This window comes from Leptolyngbya sp. PL-A3, from assembly GCF_039962325.1.
Lineage (GTDB): Bacteria > Cyanobacteriota > Cyanobacteriia > Elainellales > Elainellaceae > Vacuolonema.
In genome coordinates this window covers 131,547-151,060 of the sequence record NZ_JAMPLB010000002.1, presented here as the reverse complement: position 1 = coordinate 151,060, position 19,514 = coordinate 131,547, and the positions used below count along the sequence as shown (strand labels likewise).

Sequence of the window (19,514 nt, the reverse complement as noted above, 5' to 3'; positions counted from 1 at the left end):
ACATCTTCCTGTTTATCGGGGGCGTTCGCCATTGCGGGGGTAGCGCTGGTCTTGCCAGACGTTGCCAACGCCTTTGATAACGCCACGTCCCACCAGCCCAATGCCGCGCCCGATCACCTCCGTCAGCACATAGACCAGGCTGCTGCCGACTACGGAAAAAGCGGAGCGTAGACGGGGGGCGATCGCATCCCGCGTTTCCAGGGCCAGAGTCACGAAATACGGAATGCCGTTGAGTTGATCGAGTTCCTCTCGGCGTGGGGCGTAAATCGAACGGTACTGAATCCCGCTGAATTGAAAGGTGAGCAGACGATAACGGCTTTCAAAGATGTCTTGAGGTTCGATAAAGTAGCGATTGCGGCGGTAGTGCCAGGATAAATCGTTGCGAAAGCGTTCGATCTCACGGGTCGATATCAGTCGACGATTGTAGAAGTTTTGCTTCATCACTTCTAAATCCGAGAAGCGGTTTAGCAGCGGTTGCATGACTCCATTCGCCACCTGAATGACCAGGTGGCTCAACAACATCTCGGCCCGAATCAGTGCTTCAGGATTCCCGGCAGCATAGGGGAGGCCATCAATGATGAGAGGTGTTTGAAATAACAGGTGAGTGATTAACGTTTCAAATCCGGGAATCGGGTCAAGAATTTCAGCCTGAACGGTATCGGCTTCATCCAGCAATTCCCCCACTAACTCCAACTCCCCCTGGGCAGTGGTCAGGGTGTAGTATTTGCCCAAGAAGTCGATGATGGTAGCTTCCCAGAGGTCGCGCAGAAGCTGCGATCGCTTCTCTGGCAAGTGCTCTATCGACACCTGCGAGAAGTTCAATTCGTCGAGAATATCTTCTAATTTCCGCAGAATGAGAATGAACAATTCCTGCTTCCGTTCGGCCCGCAGGATGTCTGTCTCCATGGGGGTATGGGTTTGATTCTCGACACTGGTTCCTAGTCTGCGCAGTACTGCATTGATAAGGAGCGATCGCAAACTTTGAGCACTCATGCGTGTCTCCAACGTCTCCACGGGAGCCGTCGCGGCTAAAGCGGGAACGGGCATGGTTTGAGGCACCATCAGGGAGGACGCAACCGGCTCAGTGCTGGTATCTCTGACCGGCTCTTCTGCCGACAACGTAGGGGTTGCCAGGATCCGTTGCACCAGCCACCGGGACGCGTTGAGCTCCCGCCTGCGGCCTTCCAGCACAAGGCGATCGAGCGAAGTGAGGCGGCGATCGCGCAATTGTTTATCCAGGTCAGCGATCGCCCGATCAATCTGCTGAGTACCCAGCATTCGCCAATTACGCCGCAGTCTCCGTAGCGGGCCGGGTGTTGTAAGGGGTGCCGCTGCTGGAGCCATTTCAATCCAAACCGCCTGCCCTGCTGCTACCTGCCGTATCGTAGCCACTAGTGTTTCAGGATCGCTATCGCGGAGCCAAAATCCTGTTGCCCCCGTTCGCCGCGTTGCTGCAACCAGCACAGGTTCGGCGGATGTTCCCAGTACCAAAATAGGCACCTGGGGAAACTGCGCGCGGAGTTGCTGGCACAAAGCAAAGCCGTGGGCGCTTCCGGGTAACCCCAGCACGATTAGGGGAGCGGGTTGACCCGCTACATCTGAGGCCGGAGGAAGGGAGAGGACAGTGGCGATCGCCTCTTCCAAACCCAACCCACCGTCGGCTATTACCTGAATATCTCCAAACTGCTCTAACCAAAGCCGCATCCCTGCCCGATAGGTCGGGTCATCATCCAGCAGAACCAGGTATAACAGCGAGGGGATCGGTGGCATTGGCAAGGTAGGGACAGAAAAATGGTTCGCCAGGAACCCTTTCTAGCTTAATCACTCAACCAGCGAAGAACCGTGTTGCAGACGGCAGAATTAGAAGCCGCTCATGGGGAAAGGGTAACGGGTACTCGGCTGTGTTATTCCAAATTTTCTCCTTCCCTAATTTCCCACCTAATATTCCTCTTCGTAAGCAGGCTCCTCATAGACAGGCTCTTCGTAAGCAGGCTCTTCGTAAACGGGCTCCTCGTCGGCAGGCTCTTCGTAAGCGGGCTCCTCATAGTCGGAAGTCGCTTCTGGAGCGCTCCAGCTATCCCAGACGGCATCTCGTTCGGCTTCCCATTGGTTGATGGAGGCACGAGCTTCACCATAAAGAGGGCGACCGCGCCCGATTTGAGCGGCCGTGTCGATCGCCCGGGTCAGGCTGCCCTGGGCAGCGAGGCCATTGGCTTCATCCAGAATCTTGCGGTCTTCGGCAATGAGCACCCGATCAATTTCGGCCTGCCAACCGTCAGCGGCGGCACTCGCTTCGGCATAGAGCGCTCGCCCCTCCTGAATCTGACGGGCTTCACGAATGGCGTCACGCAGCTTATTCTCCTTCGCCAGTTGCCGCGCCCGGTCGAGGATTGGCTGGTCCTCAATGGTTTCGATCTGGGCAACCCATTCGGCAATCCGCTCCTGGGCTTCTTCATGAAGGGCACGATCCGGGCCAATGGTTTCGGCCACAGCGATCGCCTTTCGCAAATCAGGAATCACCTTAGAATTGGCCAGATCAATCGCCCGTACCAGTATGGGTTGATCCTGAAGGAGTTCAATTTGCGATCGCCAGAAGGCAATTAATGTTTGGGCCTGCGTACGGCGAGGCCGTTCCATACTCACGTCAGCTGCCTGGTTGATGGCTAGCTCCAGAGCCTGCTTCTGGCCCAAGCTGGCGATCGCGCTGGCCATCTGCAACTGGGTCACATCCTTCAACTGGCCCTGCCAGTCTGCCATCGTGGTCTGGGCGACACTGTAGAGGGCACTGCTACGGGGGATTCCCTGAAGCGCGGCGATCGCTTCTTGCAAGCGCCAGAGCTGGGCTGGAGACGGTTGCCAGTCGGTATTTACGTCCCAGGAGGCCAATTTTTGAGCGTGGCTGTAGCGCACCAGGGCGGCCAGTTCTCCTTCCAGAGGTAAGTCAGTCGGGATGGCCTGGGCCAGGGCGATCGCCTCGTCCGTATTGCCTTGCTGCCACTGCTGCCACCCCATACTGGCGAGGGCCGTGCCCCACTCCTGACGGTTCTCCTGAGCTTCTTCCCAGGCATGGGTTTGAGGGATGATTTCGCTCAATTGTGTGAGAGCGGCCTGTAAATTATCGGGGTTCTTCCGGCGAGCTAACCGCCGAGCCTCTTGCAGAGAACCCCAGGAACTGCGCTCTGCAAAAATTTGCTGCGTGAGCTGCGCCATGCGCTGTTCACGCCAGTAGGGCGACTGCAACCGTCCCAGAGCCAGCAGTTGTTGAGAGGCTTCGCTCCAAAGCTGATTTTTCAGGGCTTCCTGGGCCGTTTCGTAAATAGCCTGACCTTCCTCCCATTCCGCTTGCCACTCCTTGATTGTGGCTTGAGCCTTGTCATAGAAAGGGCTGCTTTTAGGCACAAGGCTGGCAATTTCTAAGGCTCCTTTCAAATCGCTATTGGTGTAGCGCTGACGGGCCATTTCCATCAGGTTGCGTGACCAGCGCCCCAGCCATTGTTGTGACTCTGCGTACAGGGGGTGGCGAGGGGTCCAATCTTTGACCAAGTCAACAGCCGCTTTCAGGTCGCGCAACTCCCCAGAACGGGCCGCTTCCTGAGCACAGTAGAGCTGTTCTGGGTCGGGGGAGAGCCGGGAGACGCGATCGCACTCCGGCATAGGCGGCAGGCTGGTCAACCAGATCAGCGCGAGTATCCCTAGCCCGCCTGTGACCCCGAGACCGGTCATAAACATCATGGACAGCGTCCAACCCGTCCGCCTCTTACCCTGTCGGGTTGGATTCTTAGCCGGAGGCGATTTCTTTAGCCGGGGAACCGGATGTTTAGGCGCAGGTGCTTTTGGTGGAGCCATTCGGGCTGCTTTTTGCCGACGGAGCGCTTCAGCTTTTCGCTGAGCCCGTTCAGCTCGTTTGCGGCGCGATCGCTGCCTCGAACGTTGAGGAGGCATGACCTCCGGTGGACTGATGGGCTGTGCTACAAGCTGAGCCTGAGATCCCTCAACACTCCAGCCGAGTTCTTGCCCTTGGCGCATCCGTTGTCCGTTCACTCGTTGATTGCTTACAACCTTATCTGGCATTGGCTCTGTCCTTTCGCTGGTAGGGGCAACCCAACTCCCCGGCTATACTGGCCCGGAAACCATCCTCAACCATAAAACTAGGAGAATGCGGAATCCCCATCCCTATACGTCATCCCAAACCCAATCTTGAACCTCAAGAAACATCCTTGAACCACTACACCACATCTTGCGTATGAGGCCGCAAGAATTATCAGTAGATACTAACTGAAATCTCTAAAAAAGCATCAAAAACTTCCCGTTACCTCTACCCAACCTCAATTCGAGATCAGCCCAAGTGCCCTTTTTGGCGCGGGCTCTGCACCCACCAAAAGCCCTGAACCTGAGCTCAGGTTTACTCATATCTTCCTTGCTAGAACCAGAACCCGGACCGTTATTTTGCAGCAATTCTCATTTTGAAATCAGGCCCGAAAACCGCACGCCTTTAACGCGCGGTTTTCGGGCATCAAAGCCAAGAGTTCACGCCCGTAGGGCGTGAACTCTTGGCTTTGATGCCCATACTGAGAATTGCTGGTTCCGGTGCCCAATACGGGTTTACCCATAACCGATCCCTGATTACCGATTAACCCCCCAGAGTCTCGAAAAGTCCCCGTGACATAATAGATAGATAGGGAGCACGAGGAAGTGCGCGTTCGTCTTTGGCTGGCCGTTCTGCCAGAGAGACGGCTCTTTTGATGCCATATCCTCGTCAAGATGGGTGCAGGGTGACTGCCGCGAGTTACCTCTAGGGACAGGGACGCTTATGAAAAAACAGATTCGTGAACAGGTGGAGCGCATTTTAGATGAGGAGTCTGGGCGCGTCCACAGCGTTATTGTGCAAATGGAAAGCCCGGATGAAGAACTGCGGGCCATGCTGGATGCCAGCATTGAAGCCATGCAACGGCGGCACCTCACCACCAGCCCCCGAGAGCTGCTGCCTCCCAAAGCCGATGTAATACTGAAGGATGCCGATTTTACGGCCACTGAGCGTCGTCACCTGCGGGCCAGCCAGGAAACGATGACCTCTCAGATTGCGTTAGCTGCCATACAAACCTCTACGGTACAGAGCCTCCGGCAAGCCGGGTTCCGTGTAGTAGCGGATTTGATGAAGTCGGATGTCGTGCAGGAGGCGATCGCTGCTGCCGTCAACCGCAGCAGACACAAAGACCGCCCACCTGAGGGCTTTCGCTCTTTCTGGAGTTCTCAAAGCGCCGTCCTGCGACTACGGCGCGATGACCTACATCGCTTACCGGAAGCGGTGCCCAATATCAGCGCCATCTTTCCCAATCGCTCGGTACGGCTGCCTCCCGTGCTGGAGGTGAAGCAGGTGTCGGAAGCCGTAGCAGATTACAAAACCAGTGCCTGGGGGATTGAGAAGATTGGGGCTCTGGCGGCCTGGGGAGCCTATGGTACCAAGGGCAAACACCGCACCTCCGGCCCTATTAAAGTAGCGGTACTGGATACCGGGGTTGATCCCGACCACCCTGAACTCCTAAACAAGGTAGTGGAGTGGGCTGAGTTTGATGAGAATGGCGAACGGGTTTCCGATTCGCTACCCTATGATTCGGGGGAGCATGGTACCCATGTGTGCGGCACTATCGCTGGGGGGCATCCCGGCGCACCGAACGGTCATCCCTGGATTGGGGTGGCTCCCGACGTGGATTTGGCGGTGGGGATGGTGCTGAAGGGCGGCGCGGGGACGGACGCGCAAATTCTGGCGGGGATTGATTGGGCTATTGAAGTGGGAGCAGAGGTAATCAACATGTCTTTGGGGGCGATCGCCCTTGAACCAGACGTGGCTGACCTCTACACCCGTTCCATCCTGAATGCGAACCGTCTGGGGATTCCTGTCGTCGTCTCCATCGGCAACGAAGGGGCGCAAACCTCAGGGGTTCCTGGCAACGACTTACTGGCTTTTGCGGTGGGTGCTACAGATACTAGTGATCGCCCCGGCGGCTTCAGTGGTGGCCGAACCCAAATTATCCGTGAATCTCGCTACATCGCTGACGAGTATTTGCCGTTAGTTTATATGAAGCCAGATGTTTCCGCCCCGGGAGTCGCGATACAATCGTGCATACCCAAGAATCGTTACGCGGTTTGGAACGGCACATCGATGGCCGCTCCTCACGTAACGGGGGCAATTGCTCTGCTACTGGCCGCAACAGATATCCGCTCCGTGCCCGAACCTCGCCGGGCCTTCCTGTTGCAAGATCTACTGGTCAGTTCGGTGGAAGAAATCGGGGAATCAGGGAAAGATCATCGTTACGGGTTTGGGCGCATCAACGTTTTGAGGGCGATCGCCCATGCTAAAGAGCAGGGCTATTGAGGCGTCCCTCACGGACAGAAACACCACTAGGAGTTACGTATGGCTACCTCGGGAGACCGTTGGGAGAAGAAAATCCGGAATGAGGATTTGAGAAATTTCATCGCATCCGAGCAGGCTGACCCGGTGTCCGTCCTCATTGAGGTCGAGGCACCGGACTCCGTTTTGGAACTGACCCATCCCCCCTCTGGGCGGGGGATGAATTTCCGAGTGCAATCGGTACAGCATATTGCTGAACCTCGGGATAATGGGCAGCGGGCGATCGAGCAGCTCCGTACGTTACTGGAGACGCTGCACCTTCCTTATCATTTTTTGCAGGGAGCGCGGGCCTTCGTTGCTAGCCCAACACCTCAACAACTGCGTTGTATTACGGCCTCACCGTTTGTGCGGTCCGTCATTCCCAATCATCGACAAAAACTTGGTATGCCTAGAAGTCATCAGACTTAAGGGGTGAAATTCGCAGGCTCTATGCGAAAAGTAAATGCTCCCTGATATTAGGATGCGTTTCTTCTTATCAGGACGCAGGGCATGAAGCTCGAGTTCCTGTTGGTTTTTATGCAAAAGGAGAGGCGCTGCATGGCACCGCCTCTCCTTTTATTTTCTATTCAAGTTGTTATGAAGTAACAGCAAGCTCCTCACTGGGTGAAATCGTTTCACGGTTTCACCCAGTGAAATAGCGTAACTGGGCTGTGCTTAGCCAAAATACCTGACAAAAGTTAGACCCTTTTACCCGCAATTTTGACAACACTGAAGAGGTAGTTTGTGGTGTTCTCAACCTGTGTTGAGTTGTGAATAGGGTGTGTGCAATCTATCCACAACTCAACATCGAAGGGAAACACGACGAGGTAGTTGTAGAGGCTAACGATGACAGAAACCGTCTTGATTACAGGGGCTTCTCAGGGGATTGGGCGGGCGATCGCTCACCGCTTTGCCAAGCATGGCTACAACTTAGTGCTGGCGGCGCGGAATGAGGAGCGGTTAACAGAAGCGGCAGAGGAATTACGATCGCGCTATTCCGTTGCGACTCTCCCTGTGCCCACGGATGTGCGGGACGCGGATCAAGTTGCGACTCTGGCTCAGGCTGCGGTTACCCGCTTTAATGCCGTTGATGTTCTCATCAATAATGCTGGCATTTATCTTTCTGGCCCTGTCGAAGCGTTTACCCTGGCTGACTGGCACCAGGCGATTGATACCAACCTGTGGGGCTACATCCATACCATTCATGCCCTGTTGCCTCATCTATTGGAAAGGGGTAAGGGTACCATTGTGAATCTTTGCTCTATTGGGGGTAGTGTTCCTGCGGCTTACCTGACGCCCTACACCACGACAAAATTTGCGGTCGATGGTCTGACCCAATCGCTGCATACAGAGCTTAGCCCCAAAGGTATTCATGTCTGTGGCATCTACCCCAACATCATCAGAAGCGACTTCCTGGAGCGAGCTATCTTTCGGGGAGTTGACGAAAACGACCAACAGGAGCGACGACGACAAGTTGAGAAATTGCTCGAAAATCCCCTGGTTGAAAAGCCCGAAGATGTAGCAGGCGCAGTATGGGATGCCGTGCAGTCTCGTAAAGAGAAAGTTTATGTTGGTTCCGCACAGGCCACTGCAGCGCTACATGCCGCCCTCCCTCAATTGACTCGCTGGATGACTCGCAAAGTCTTTCAGCATAAAGATAGCTGACGTTGGTTAACGATCCTCCCAAACCTTCACCACTGGGAAACCCTATGACTACCCAATCTGCCATTCCCAATACTCAGCAGTATCCAGCCGCTCCCTGGTCACTCCAGGGCCGAGCGCTGGTGAGTGTGCAAACGGTTGATGTCGCCGCAATGCGAGAATTTTTGCCCGCTGCCCTGGATGTGATTCAGATTTTTCCCGGTAAGACGTTGGGAGGGGTGTACCTGTCCTCCTATGAAGAGGGGTCAGTGTTGACCTACAACGAGTTGATTGTGTTTTGTGGGCTGACTCGGTATGGCGATCGCATTGGCCCCTGGGTAACTCACATTTATGTGGATAACCCGCGATCGGTTGCTGGGGGCCGAGAGATTTGGGGCTTGCCGAAGGAAATGGCCTCGTTCCGCTGGACGGCTGGAGAAAATCCTCAAGTGGCGGTTTACCAAGATGATCAGTTGCTTTGTCGGCTGAAATATCACAGCCAGTTTCCGGGTGTGCCGGTTTCTCTTCCCCCGTTTTTGGGAGCATTTAGCTTACTACACTCTAATTTCGTGTGGTTTAAAGCTCAGGGCCGTGCGAAAACTCATCTATTAATGGGAGCAGAAGTGGAAGTTCCCTCGGATAGCCCCTTTGCTCCTCTAAAGCTGAACCATCCCCTGATGGCGTTTAACCTGGAAGATTTTGCAATTTCAATTGATCAACCCAGGGTTCAACATTTGAGTTGAGTAGCTGTACGTAAACCCAGCTCGGAATAAGCTGAAGTGCCCATTTTGGCATGCGCTTCTTGCATACCAAAATGGGCGTTTTCGAGTGCCATGCATTGCGCGGTACTTGAAAACGTTCTTAACCCAAACTTATGTGAATTAGCTGAGCTGCCTAGAGCTAAATGTTTTTTGTGAGGTATGGGGAATGCAGTTCAAATTTTGTCCTGCAAAAACTACTTCAGAAATTATGAAATCTTGTAGCATCTAACAATTGAACCTGCGTTCTCCACTGCCTGTTACTCCTGTTTTAAGAATGTTTAAAGAGACGATTCTTTGGTCTGTCATTTGCACAGAGAACTGGCTTGTCAAACGTTCTCTTTAGATTCGTTCGGATGATAGATGAAAGAATATTCGGTAAAACGTTACGGTTCAGATAACCCAATTATTTGGGTTGTTTTGCCCCCTTATACATACCGTCTATTGCTATGTTTCTGAAAGACAAGCAAACTGGTCAATTGGTTGAAGTGGTTGAAATAACTGAGTTAATCAACCCTAGCAACAATCAAATTTCGGCCCAAATGCAAGCTGGTCAAAACGAGGAACCGCCAACTGCCTTTTCGAAAGACGGATTGGTTTTTCCCTCAGGAGAAGAACTGCCCCGCTGTTGGGTAGACGCTCATTATCGTGATCAGATGCCTGCGGAGTAGTTGTGTGTTCTTGATGGATTCTTTTGGGGACTTTGCTATGGCAAAACCTGTTTTATTCTCTCGATTTCGTCGTTTGTGGCAGGGTTTAGTTGTACTGGTGATGGCGCTCGCCCTCACCTTTCCTGTAGGCAGTGCCCAGGCTTTGAATGTACTCTCTCTTCCCGCTCAAAGTCCCCTCTATCTGCTCACTCAAGGTACGGCAGGCACGAACCAAAGTGGTGTGGATTTGGATGCAGGCATTGATGCTGCCCAGCAAGCACCCGATCAAATTTATGAAGGATTAGATAAAACCAAGAAGATCATTGGTAAAACCGAAAAGCGCAACGAAATTATTCAGGAGGGGCGCGATAAGGCCAGTGACAAGTGGCAATCTCTGGCTGATAAAGCCCGTGCGGCTCAAAACTCTGATGATGTAGAGTTATCGCCTGTTGAGGAGCACACGCTTAAGCACTTGACGAACTCAAAACGTTAACTGCTTTCCATCGTTTTTGTCCACAAAGATTGCATAAATACAGAGACTCTGCCGCTATCAATAGGGGTGGAGTTTCGGTTTTTAGTACTGTTTTAGAGCTGTTGATAAGATGCGGAGGAAAGGACACGCGGTCTGCTTTCTTCCACACTTCATCTATAGGTTTGAAACATGGCCGCCTTTTTGACCTACCTCAATGGCTATGAGGATGTCAATGCAGTATCTGAAGGTATTAATTATATTGGCTTGGTAGCGCTTGCTACAATTTGTCTATTGCCGAAATAATTTCTATGTCATTTCATATCATTAGTTAGCTGGAAGGATATCCTGAAAAGCTGAAGTTAATCTTCCTGAGTTAGGTAAAACAGGCTTCATGGCCAAGGATATTGCAGAGAAGGTTGCAGCCTTCATTGTGCGCTTAAGGGCAAATCAGTACGAATTGTTATTATTTCGGCATCTAGACAAAAAGGATGTTCCGGTTCAGGTGCCGGGAGGTGGTATCGAAAAGGGTGAAACGATTGAGGCGGCCCTCTATCGAGAAATTAATGAGGAAAGCGGTTTAACCGACTTGACCTTGATACGGAAGATTGGGATTTCAGAGCGTTGTCGCTTAAATAGTCGTGTAACCGTACGGCGGCACTTCTACTTGTTAGAAGCACCGAATGATATTGCCGATAGTTGGGTTCACACAGTTCATGGCACCGGCAATGATGCAGGATTGCGGTTTTCTTACTTTTGGGAGCGATCGCCCCTACAACAACCTCTCCCCGACAACTACAGCCTGTTTCTCAACGAAATTTATTTGCCAGAACTGTTCAAAGCATCTTAAGTAACCTCAGGTCGTGTCTTTTTAGCACTCTTAAATCCCAAACAATCGCAACATAATTCCCAGCGGTACGGCTACGTTGCTGAGAGCATCTGAAAGCGCTGCAATGCCCGATCGCCCAACGACCACGGTATCCCCTGGGCGTAGAGGCGGATTGCTTTCCAGGTTGGCATTGTTGGAGAAATCCACATCAATGTCGCGGCGGCTGACGGTGCCATCTGGGTTAAGGCGAATGAGTTGCACTTTCCCACGTCGGGCCCGGTTGTTAAAACCACCCGCTGTGAGAATCGCCTGGTTCAGTGGCGTGTTGGGTGGAATTGAAACCGTCCCCGGTTGCCGCACTTCCCCGACCACATTAACCGCCATAGAATCAGCCGAGAAACTGGCTGAAGCCTGCTCGGTCAATTCTTCGGGGGTAAGGGCAGTGGCAGTGGGTACCACTACGGTATCTCCCGCTTGCAGGGGCAAGTCCTGTTGTAAATCGCCATTCCGAAGTAAGGCCCAGAAATCAACGTCGATGACGCGTTCCTGCCCATTCGCGAGGGCGCGTCGTATCTGAATGTTGCGAATATCGGCTGTTTGCGTAATGCCCCCTGCCGTCTGAATGGCCTTGGTCACAGTGGGCGGGGTATTTTCGCCGCTGGTTGCGGCCAAAATGTGAGGGCCGGGGCGGTTCACCTCACCCACGATCGCCACCTGAATCGGTTCCGTTTCGCGGCTGGCAAAGGTCGTACTGGCCAAGAATCGAGCATCTTCCAGGCTCATATTCATAGCCGTTGGAATCATAATCTGATCTCCGGCTCGCAGCAAAATATCCTGGCTCAAGTCGGCTGACTGCGCCAGTTGCCGCAAATCTACCGTCAGCATCTCGGCTTGCTGAAAAGGACGTCGCCGTCGGATCTGCACCTGACGAATATTAGCTGACTGTCGCACTCCCCCGGCCTGCCGTAGCGCATTCGTCAGGCTAGGCGGATTCTGCGGGTCCAACGTGTAGGAGCCGGGACGGCTGATTTCTCCGGCGATCGCTACGGTTACAGGCCGCATTTCTAACAACGACAGCGTCACATAGGGCCGTCGAATCACCTGCAGATACCGCTGAGCTACCACTTGAGACGCCTGAGCCAGCGTTAACCCCTCCACCGCCACTCCGCCCACGACGGGTAGGTTCACAGTGCCATTCGCCAGTACCGTAAACTCGCCGCTATACTCGGGCACGTTGAAAACATCGACTCGGACGCGATCGCCCGCTCCCACCAGGTAGCCGTCATCTACCCCTGATGCTTGAGCTACCGTGGTTTGGGCCTCCACCGGAAGGATGGCTACCGGGAATCCCACCAATCCCCCCATGAGCACACCGCTCAGCACGCCAAAGGACTTCCAGTTCTGCTGCATAGCGCTTTGTCTCACTTCGCAAACGTCAGCGATACCCTTATCTCAAAGGATTCGCTACTCTTTGCAACCTCAAAGCCCCATCATCAGGAAAAATTGAGGCATCTTATTCATCCCGCTAACCTGAATTAACCTGAGTTCGGGTTAAGGGCGTTTTCGAGTGCCGCGCAACGCGCGGCACTCGAAAACGCTCATTTTGGCGTGCGCTTTGCGCACGCCAAAATGAGCACTTCAGCTTATCCCGAACTGAGGTTGGATTAGACAGATGGAGTGGTGAAAGGGGCTGCAAAGTGCCACTTTGACCGCACCATCCATCTCTTTGGAGTATGACCTCGCTCTGAAGGAGTGACGTTGCATACAACCTCACTTTTTCAGAGACTTCAGCCGTTTAGAGAATTCCTGTCGCGTTCTCTGACCCTCGCGTTACTCTGAGAAAGAATGCATCTCCAGATTACCCTTCGTCGCGTGGGGGTCTGGTTGAGCTTTGCTGACTCTATGACTATTAAAGGCCAGTCCACCAATGTCGCAGTCCCACTTCTTTGCCCGCTTGTTGAATGGTGAGAGCGATCGCAAGTTTGAGTTACCCGGTGCGAAACCCCATTACACCCCCGATCGCCCTGGCCAGGTAGAGCACATTGCTCTGGATCTGCGGCTGGACATTCCGAGTCAGCGCTATAGCGGCACCTGTACCATTCGCCTGAATCCTGTTCGGGACGGCATCGAAACGCTGACCCTGGATGCGGTGAACCTGGACATTGATACAGTGACCGTGGGTAAGACCAAACTGGAGTTTGACTACGATGGCGAGGTGTTGCACATTCACCTGAAGCAGCCGACGGTGGCTAGGAAGCGGGTGGAAGTGGCGATCGCCTACCACAACGACCATCCCCAACGGGGTCTCTATTTTGTTGGTCCTGAGCCTCACTATCCCAACAAGCCCGTTCAGGTGTGGACTCAGGGGGAGGACGAGGACTCACGCTACTGGTTCCCCTGCTTCGACTATCCAGGGCAACTGGCGACGTCTGAGATTCGTGTGCGCGTGCCGCAAAACCTGCTGGCGATTTCCAATGGGGAACTTGTCGAGACCCTGGAGGATGGCGACGAGAAAATTTACCACTGGATGCAAAAGCAGGTCCATCCCACCTATTTGATGACGTTGGCGGTGGGTGACTTTGCCGAGTTTCAAGACACCTGGCAAGACAGACCTGTGACTTACTATGTAGAAAAACGCCGGGCTGATGATGCGCTTCGTAGTATGGGCAAAACCCCGTCTATGATTGAGTTCTTCAGCCAGACCTTTGGCTATCCCTACCCCTTTCCTAAGTACGCCCAGGTCTGCGTTGATGACTTCATCTTTGGTGGCATGGAGAACACCTCCACAACCCTCCTGACAGACCGCTGCCTGTTGGATGAACGAGCGGCGCTGGATAACCGTACCTGTGAAAGTTTGGTGGCTCACGAGTTGGCCCACCAGTGGTTTGGTGATCTGGTGGTTGTAAAACATTGGTCGCACGCCTGGATTAAGGAAGGCATGGCGACTTACTCCGAGGTGCTGTGGACAAACCACGAGTATGGAGCCGAGGAAGCGGCCTACTATCGCCTCAATGAAGCCCGTAGCTACATTGACGAAGACAGTTCCCGCTACCGTCGTCCCATCGTCACGCATGTATATCGGGAGGCGATCGAACTTTACGATGGTCACCTGTACGAAAAGGGAGCCTGCGTCTATCACATGATTCGGGCAGAGTTGGGGGATGAGTTGTTCTTCAAGGCCATCCACACCTTTGTCAATGACAACGCCCACCAGACCGTTGAAACAGTAGATCTGTTGCGGGCGATCGAGAAAGCAACAGGACGCAATTTGCAATTCCTGTTTGATCAATACGTATTCCGGGGCGGTCACCCTGACTACAAGGTGAGCTATTCCTGGGATAACGACAGCAAGCTGGCGAAGGTCACGATTGTTCAGACTCAGGCGAAGGATGGAGAAACGCCCCTTGCCAGCGATTTGTTTGACCTGAAAATTCCCATTGGCTTTGGCTATGTGGATGATGCCAAAAAGGGCAAGAAAGGTGCCACTTCAACCCTCCAAACTTTTACGGTACGGGTCTTCGAGAAGGAACAAACTTTCTACTTCCCCCTGGAAAAGAAACCCCAATTTGTCAGCTTTGATGCAGGCAACGCCATTCTCAAAACGGTCAAGTTGGAATATCCGATGGCTGAGCTGAAGGCCCAGCTACAGCACGACCCCGACCCCATTTCTCGAACGATGGCAGCGATCGCCCTCGCCAAAAAAGGTAATCTAGAAGCTGTCAAAATCCTCGCCAAAGCCCTCCATGACGAGCCCTTTTGGGCCGTTCGGGCCGAGGTGGCGGAACAACTGGGCACCATCAAGCTCGATCAGGTGGTGGAAGTTCTTCTGAAGGGATTGAAAGACCCCGAAGCCCGCGTTCGTCGTGCCGTGGTCGAAGCGCTGGGCAAACAAAAGACTCCCGCCAGCTTTAACGCCCTCAAAACGGTTGTGGAAAAAGGTGACCCCAGCTACTACACCGAGGCTGCTGCCATTCGCTCTCTCGCCAGCGCTGCCACCGTATCCATCGATGGCAAAACTCAGGAGGACACAGTGCTGGCCGTACTGAAGTCGGTGCTAGAGCAGCGGGCCGGATGGAATGAGGTGGTGCGGAGTGGGGCGATCACTGGCTTGGCCCGTCTCAAAACCTCGGAAGCTGCCCTCGATCTGATTCTGGCCTACACGGCTCCCGGTACACCACAAGCTCTGCGCTTGAATGCGATTCGTTCTCTGGGGGCTATCTCCAGTGGTCAAGCTCCCAGCCAACTCGATCGCATTCTAGAGCGACTGAGTGAGCTGGCCGACGAAGCCTTCTTCCTGACGCAAGTTGCCGTGGTTAACGCTCTAGGGCAGATGGAAACGACCCGTGCCATCGGAATTTTGCAGAGCTTGAGCGATCGCACCCCCGATGGTCGTGTTCGCCGCATTGCCGAGGAAGCCGTCAAGCGCGTCTATCGCAAAGTCGGAGAAAACCAGGCCGTGAAGAAACTTCAGGAAGATCTAGAACAGGTCAAGAAGGATAACCAGGAGCTGCGCAGTCGCCTGGAGAGTTTAGAGGCCAAGTCCAAGGCGTAACACCAACCGTAAAACGTCATGGGTGCATCCCACTGTTGTCAGTGAAGCGGGCGAAGCCCGCTTCACTGACAACAGTGGGATGCACCAACGTTATGGTCAAGAAGGGGGTGCGTGGCATTCACCTTCTTTGCAATGCACATTACCCGTTGCCGAACGCCAGGATCGAGCCCACCGCAAGGGTAATCAGAATGGCGTTGTAAATCGCGTGATCGGCTGTGCTGGCTGCGACTCCGGCTTCTTGAGCCTGGAGGGTATCGCCAGTTTTGCGGAAGTGGCGATCGCGCACAAACTTATAGCGCCACGCAAACAAAAATCCTGGCAAAATCAACACAAATCCGCCCAGAATGGGAATTCCCGCCAGCAAGTGAATGAGCCCGAACTGGGTCGATCGCACCCCAATTTGTCTCCAGCTATCGGCTCCCCGACGAAAAATGCGTTCCTCCAGGCTGGACCAAAAGGGAATTCCCAGAATCAGAACCAGCCAGAAGCCGAGAATGAGTAACACTTTGCCGTCAAACGGCAGTAAGCCAGCGGTGCTGAGGAGAGGCGCAGAGGGGCTGTAGGAGACGGCGATCGCCTCACCTGTCTGCTCAGAAAACAGATTGAAGGGTTGAAAGATAATGTTTCCTGGCTGACCAAAGACCCAGTTGGCCCAACCCCAACGCATCCAGGCTGGAGCGATCGCATCTGTCACGGTGTAAGTAAAGAGGGTCAGCACCACCGTACAAAAGGCTCGCAAGTAAATCAGCGGATTTTTGTGGAAATAGGTCTGCCGCACAAAACCCAGACGCAGCCGATAGCGCCATAGGTCTGCTACCACTACTGCCACCACCCCCAGAGACAGCAGCGCAGGCAGAACTTGCCGCAGAGCCATAACCCATGCTCCTTGACCAAACCCCAGGAGCAATATCAGCCCGACCAAAATTCCCAGCCGGTACTTCAACGTGTTGAAAATAATGCCCAGGTTACGGAGTAGTGGGGGACGCAGCTGCCGATGGGAAAGATGGCGAAAAAATTCTCCAGCCTGGACTAAAGTGACAAATCGGTAAAGCGCCGCGAGAGGATAACCCGGTTTAATCTCAAGAGCCTGGTCAAAATCGACGATCGCTTCCTCATACAGCCCCAATTTCATCTGGCCATAACCCCGGTACGTCAAACCGTTGGCTTTCCAGTACTCCCGTGACTCCGGTTGAATCGATAGGGCAGTATCCAGGCTGTTGATTCCTTCCTGGGTATGCCCCAGCCGCATCAGTGTGCTGCCCCGATTGCACCAGGCGCGATCGAAGTTACCATTCAGGGCGATCGCCTGGTCAAAGCACCCCAGCGCTGGCTGGAGTCTGCCCCCTGTGATCAGCACGACTCCTTTGCTGTTCCAGGCCTGGGCTGAACTGGGATAGTGCTCCAGCACGCGATCGCACATCTGAAGTGCTTCCCGCCGCCGTCCCAGGAGTGCCAGGATGGAACCCTTTGCCCCCATGGCTTCCTCATGGGCTGGGGCAATTTCTAATGCCTGGTCATAACTATGTAGGGATTCTTTGTAACGGCCCAGACCCCGTAAGGCATTGCCGCGATCGCACCACCATTGCGCAGAGGGTTGGGGGGTGAGGGCGATCGCCCGGTCGTAGGCGGCCAGGGCTGCTTGCAGTTGCCCGAGGTGTTCTAGCGCAAGGCCACGGTAGTAGTAGGCCAGGGCAGAATCGGGCTGGAGCTGAAGGGCTTGCTCGGTGGTAGTAATGGCTGCTGTAGGGTTGCCGCGTTGCAGATGTAGCGTTGCAAGGCGACACAGGAGGTGGGTACGCTCGCTGGTGGATAGATGAGGGTTTTGCAACCGCTGCTGGCATTCCTCTAGAGACAACGAAAAAGAGGGAGGATAAGGCTGCTCAACCATGGTGTTCCGCAAGACTACCTTTGTTATCTTGCCGCATTTATAACCCTTTCCGCCCGGCGCGGTGCGAGAGTATTTAGATCTTGTACCTTTCCTGCACCAGAGCTCAGAACCCTTATTTTCCCCACGAAGCGACAAAAGATAAGGGCTCTGAGGTCCGGTGCAAGATCTGAGCCTATTTTTTGCGGGGCTTAGAAATGATAGCCTTTAGTGTTGGTAAGCATTTAAACGCAGGACAGGCTCCCATGAGTACAGGAACAGATCCCGTCAAGGTCATGAAACAGCAGGTCGGTAAAGCCGCCGCCGATCTGGTGCAATCCGGCAATATTGTTGGGTTAGGCACAGGCTCTACGGCCGCTTTCATGATCCAATACCTGGGAGAACGGCTGCAGGCAGGTACTCTTACAGATATCAAGGGGATTCCCACATCGTTCCAGGCTTCCGTTCTGGCCCGTAAGTATGGCATTCCGCTGACGACGCTGGACGAAGTCGATCGCATTGACATCGCCATTGACGGTGCGGATGAAGTTGATCCACAGAAGAACTTGATCAAGGGCGGCGGGGCTGCTCACACCCGGGAAAAAATTGTAGATGGTCTGGCATCACGATTTGTGGTGGTGGTAGATAGCTCCAAGCTGGTTGATCACTTGGGGGCGTTTCCGCTGCCCGTAGAGGTCATGCCGATGGCCGTGACACCGGTGATGCAGGCGATGGAAAAGCTGGGTGGGGTGCCTGAAATCCGCATGGGAGTTAAGAAGGATGGCCCAGTGATCACAGACCAGGGCAACATGATTCTGGATGTGAAATTCGATAGCCTGGATAACCCGGCAGAACTAGAGAAAACTATTAACAACATCCCTGGAGTGCTGGATAACGGTTTGTTTGTCGGCCTGACCGATCTGGTACTGATTGGAGAAATTATTGACGGTGTTCCAACCGTGCGGGAAATGTAAAATCCTTTGAGTACTTGGCAAGAATGGCGTGGCACATTGTGCCACGCCATTCTTTATGTTCAACCTCAAGTCGGGATAAGCTGAAGTGCCCTTAACCGTAACTCAGGTTATTTACACCCAATTTGGCTGAAGAATTTTAATCAGAGATGCCACGTTGCGTCGCACCATTTCTGATTACGGTTCTTCAACCGGATGTCATATCACCAAATCATCTTGCAGGGAAATGTGTGCTAAGGCGTTCAATAAATGATTCGGCAAGACTTGGGAGAGTTGGCGCAACATATATGAAGCCCTGAGCGCTAATTGTTCAATAGATGGCACGTCAAGTCTTTTGGGAGTTGGCGAAGCATCTATCCAATAAATTCTGAATAATACTCTGGGTTGTGAATTCGATTGAGGCGGTTACAAATACCAATGGATTAACGTGACTAGAGCGTTTCTAGGGATTGTCGTAGCTGCATCAGGTGACGTAAATAACCAATCACCTTAGAACCGAAGCTATGTTTCCGTTTGTCTGGCCGGCCATGAAACACATACCCAACCTCGGCAATGTTTTGAATATCGCCTCGGCTCAAGACTTCCAGCAAAATCTTATAGCCTGAGGGAAAGAGAACGCGACCAGCGATCGCTTCCCGACGCACCAGAAAATAGCCACTCATCGGATCGGACACGCGCCCTACCACATTCGGTAGGATGAGCCTTCCTAACAAACGCGCCCCAAACCGCAGAAGACGGCGAGCGGGGCTCAGGTTCCGGCTACCCCCACCCTGAGCATTGCGACTGGCGATCGCCAGATCGGCTCCCTGTTGCATCCGTTTGACCAATTCTAGAAGTACTTCCGGAGGTTGTTGGAGGTCTGTATCAATGACTCCCAGAATTTCCCCCTGCGCTGCTTCCCAACCCCTGACCACAGCAGTCGCCAGACCTCGTTCTTCCATGCGTCGAATGACTCGTAACGCTGGGTAGTGATGGATCAGTTGTAGAGCAACGTTCCAGGTTTGATCGGGGCTATTATCATCTACCACAATGAGCTCGTAAGCGTTGGGTAGCACTTCATCTAACAGGTAGGAAAGGGCGGTAACCATTCCCAGTAGGTTTGTACGTTCTTTGTAAGTTGGGAGAATAACAGACAGGTAAATGGATTGTGTGGGAACCGTAGGTGGACTAAGCGCATCTGATTCAGGCGCGGAGGGGATTCGATAGCTTCTCTGGACAGGTGGTAGAGGCTCTGATGAATCTCTCCTGCGCGTGTTGGGTTTTAACAACTGTTGTGTCATAAGAGACCAGGCGACAGGGGCACTATTAAAGTATTCGTGTAATTTAATATCTGTTCCCGATACTCAGGGTAAATACGGAGGTTTCAACACGAAAAACTCACACTGTATTTTT

General features: G+C 53.4%; 14 protein-coding genes and 1 pseudogene. 9 read left to right on the top strand and 6 right to left on the bottom strand.

What is annotated here, in order from left to right; translation table 11 throughout:
- Positions 1–12 precede the first annotated feature (12 nt).
- The 3 genes from NDI52_RS02370 to NDI52_RS02360 all read right to left on the bottom strand — a co-directional run bounded on the left by NDI52_RS02370 (position 13) and on the right by NDI52_RS02360 (position 4,610).
- Positions 13–1,770, bottom strand: a complete 1,758-nt coding sequence (locus NDI52_RS02370; protein ID WP_190774680.1) for a DUF3685 domain-containing protein — start codon at positions 1,768–1,770, stop codon at positions 13–15.
- Positions 1,771–1,938: 168 nt separating this feature from the next.
- Positions 1,939–4,071, bottom strand: a complete 2,133-nt coding sequence (locus NDI52_RS02365; RefSeq protein WP_190774681.1) for a hypothetical protein — start codon at positions 4,069–4,071, stop codon at positions 1,939–1,941.
- 398 nt (positions 4,072–4,469) lie between these two features.
- Positions 4,470–4,610 (bottom strand): hypothetical protein, encoded by a 141-nt coding sequence (locus NDI52_RS02360; RefSeq protein ID WP_348256315.1) that lies wholly within the window; start codon positions 4,608–4,610, stop codon positions 4,470–4,472.
- 200 nt (positions 4,611–4,810) lie between these two features.
- Here NDI52_RS02360 and NDI52_RS02355 point away from each other — a divergent pair, with 200 nt between their 5' ends.
- The 7 genes from NDI52_RS02355 to NDI52_RS02325 all read left to right on the top strand — a co-directional run bounded on the left by NDI52_RS02355 (position 4,811) and on the right by NDI52_RS02325 (position 10,756).
- Positions 4,811–6,373 carry a S8 family serine peptidase gene (locus NDI52_RS02355; protein ID WP_190774683.1) on the top strand — a complete coding sequence of 521 codons (1,563 nt, stop codon included), beginning with the start codon at positions 4,811–4,813 and terminating at the stop codon, positions 6,371–6,373.
- A 39-nt stretch (positions 6,374–6,412) separates the two neighbouring features.
- The gene (locus NDI52_RS02350) at positions 6,413–6,817 is read left to right on the top strand and encodes a hypothetical protein (protein ID WP_190774684.1); all 405 of its coding nucleotides are present in this window, start codon (positions 6,413–6,415) and stop codon (positions 6,815–6,817) included.
- A 417-nt stretch (positions 6,818–7,234) separates the two neighbouring features.
- The gene (locus NDI52_RS02345) at positions 7,235–8,053 is read left to right on the top strand and encodes an SDR family oxidoreductase (protein WP_190774685.1); all 819 of its coding nucleotides are present in this window, start codon (positions 7,235–7,237) and stop codon (positions 8,051–8,053) included.
- 44 nt (positions 8,054–8,097) lie between these two features.
- A complete protein-coding gene (locus NDI52_RS02340) occupies positions 8,098–8,772 on the top strand; it encodes an acetoacetate decarboxylase family protein (protein ID WP_190774686.1) in 675 nt (224 codons plus the stop codon).
- Positions 8,773–9,236: 464 nt separating this feature from the next.
- Positions 9,237–9,458, top strand: coding sequence for an acetyltransferase (locus NDI52_RS02335; RefSeq protein WP_190774687.1), 222 nt, complete (start codon positions 9,237–9,239; stop codon positions 9,456–9,458).
- Between the two features lie 37 nt (positions 9,459–9,495).
- The gene (locus NDI52_RS02330; RefSeq protein ID WP_190774688.1) at positions 9,496–9,930 is read left to right on the top strand and encodes a hypothetical protein; all 435 of its coding nucleotides are present in this window, start codon (positions 9,496–9,498) and stop codon (positions 9,928–9,930) included.
- 370 nt (positions 9,931–10,300) lie between these two features.
- Positions 10,301–10,756, top strand: coding sequence for an NUDIX domain-containing protein (locus NDI52_RS02325; protein WP_190774689.1), 456 nt, complete (start codon positions 10,301–10,303; stop codon positions 10,754–10,756).
- A 30-nt stretch (positions 10,757–10,786) separates the two neighbouring features.
- Here NDI52_RS02325 and NDI52_RS02320 read toward each other — a convergent pair whose 3' ends face one another.
- Positions 10,787–12,145 (bottom strand): SLBB domain-containing protein, encoded by a 1,359-nt coding sequence (locus NDI52_RS02320; RefSeq protein ID WP_190774690.1) that lies wholly within the window; start codon positions 12,143–12,145, stop codon positions 10,787–10,789.
- Positions 12,146–12,662: 517 nt separating this feature from the next.
- On the opposite strand from NDI52_RS02320, the gene NDI52_RS02315 reads away from it, so the two are divergent.
- Positions 12,663–15,287 (top strand): M1 family metallopeptidase, encoded by a 2,625-nt coding sequence (locus NDI52_RS02315; RefSeq protein ID WP_190774691.1) that lies wholly within the window; start codon positions 12,663–12,665, stop codon positions 15,285–15,287.
- A 139-nt stretch (positions 15,288–15,426) separates the two neighbouring features.
- Here the strand turns inward: NDI52_RS02315 and NDI52_RS02310 are convergent, their stop codons facing one another.
- A complete protein-coding gene (locus tag NDI52_RS02310; RefSeq protein ID WP_190774692.1) occupies positions 15,427–17,175 on the bottom strand; it encodes a tetratricopeptide repeat protein in 1,749 nt (582 codons plus the stop codon).
- Between the two features lie 242 nt (positions 17,176–17,417).
- Here NDI52_RS02310 and rpiA point away from each other — a divergent pair, with 242 nt between their 5' ends.
- On the top strand, positions 17,418–18,125 hold the full coding sequence (gene rpiA, locus NDI52_RS02305) for a ribose-5-phosphate isomerase RpiA (RefSeq protein WP_190774693.1): 708 nt from the start codon (positions 17,418–17,420) through the stop codon (positions 18,123–18,125).
- Between the two features lie 527 nt (positions 18,126–18,652).
- Here rpiA and NDI52_RS02300 read toward each other — a convergent pair.
- Positions 18,653–19,267, bottom strand: a pseudogene (locus tag NDI52_RS02300) (glycosyltransferase); the annotation flags it as partial.
- Between the last annotated feature and the right edge of the window lie 247 nt (positions 19,268–19,514).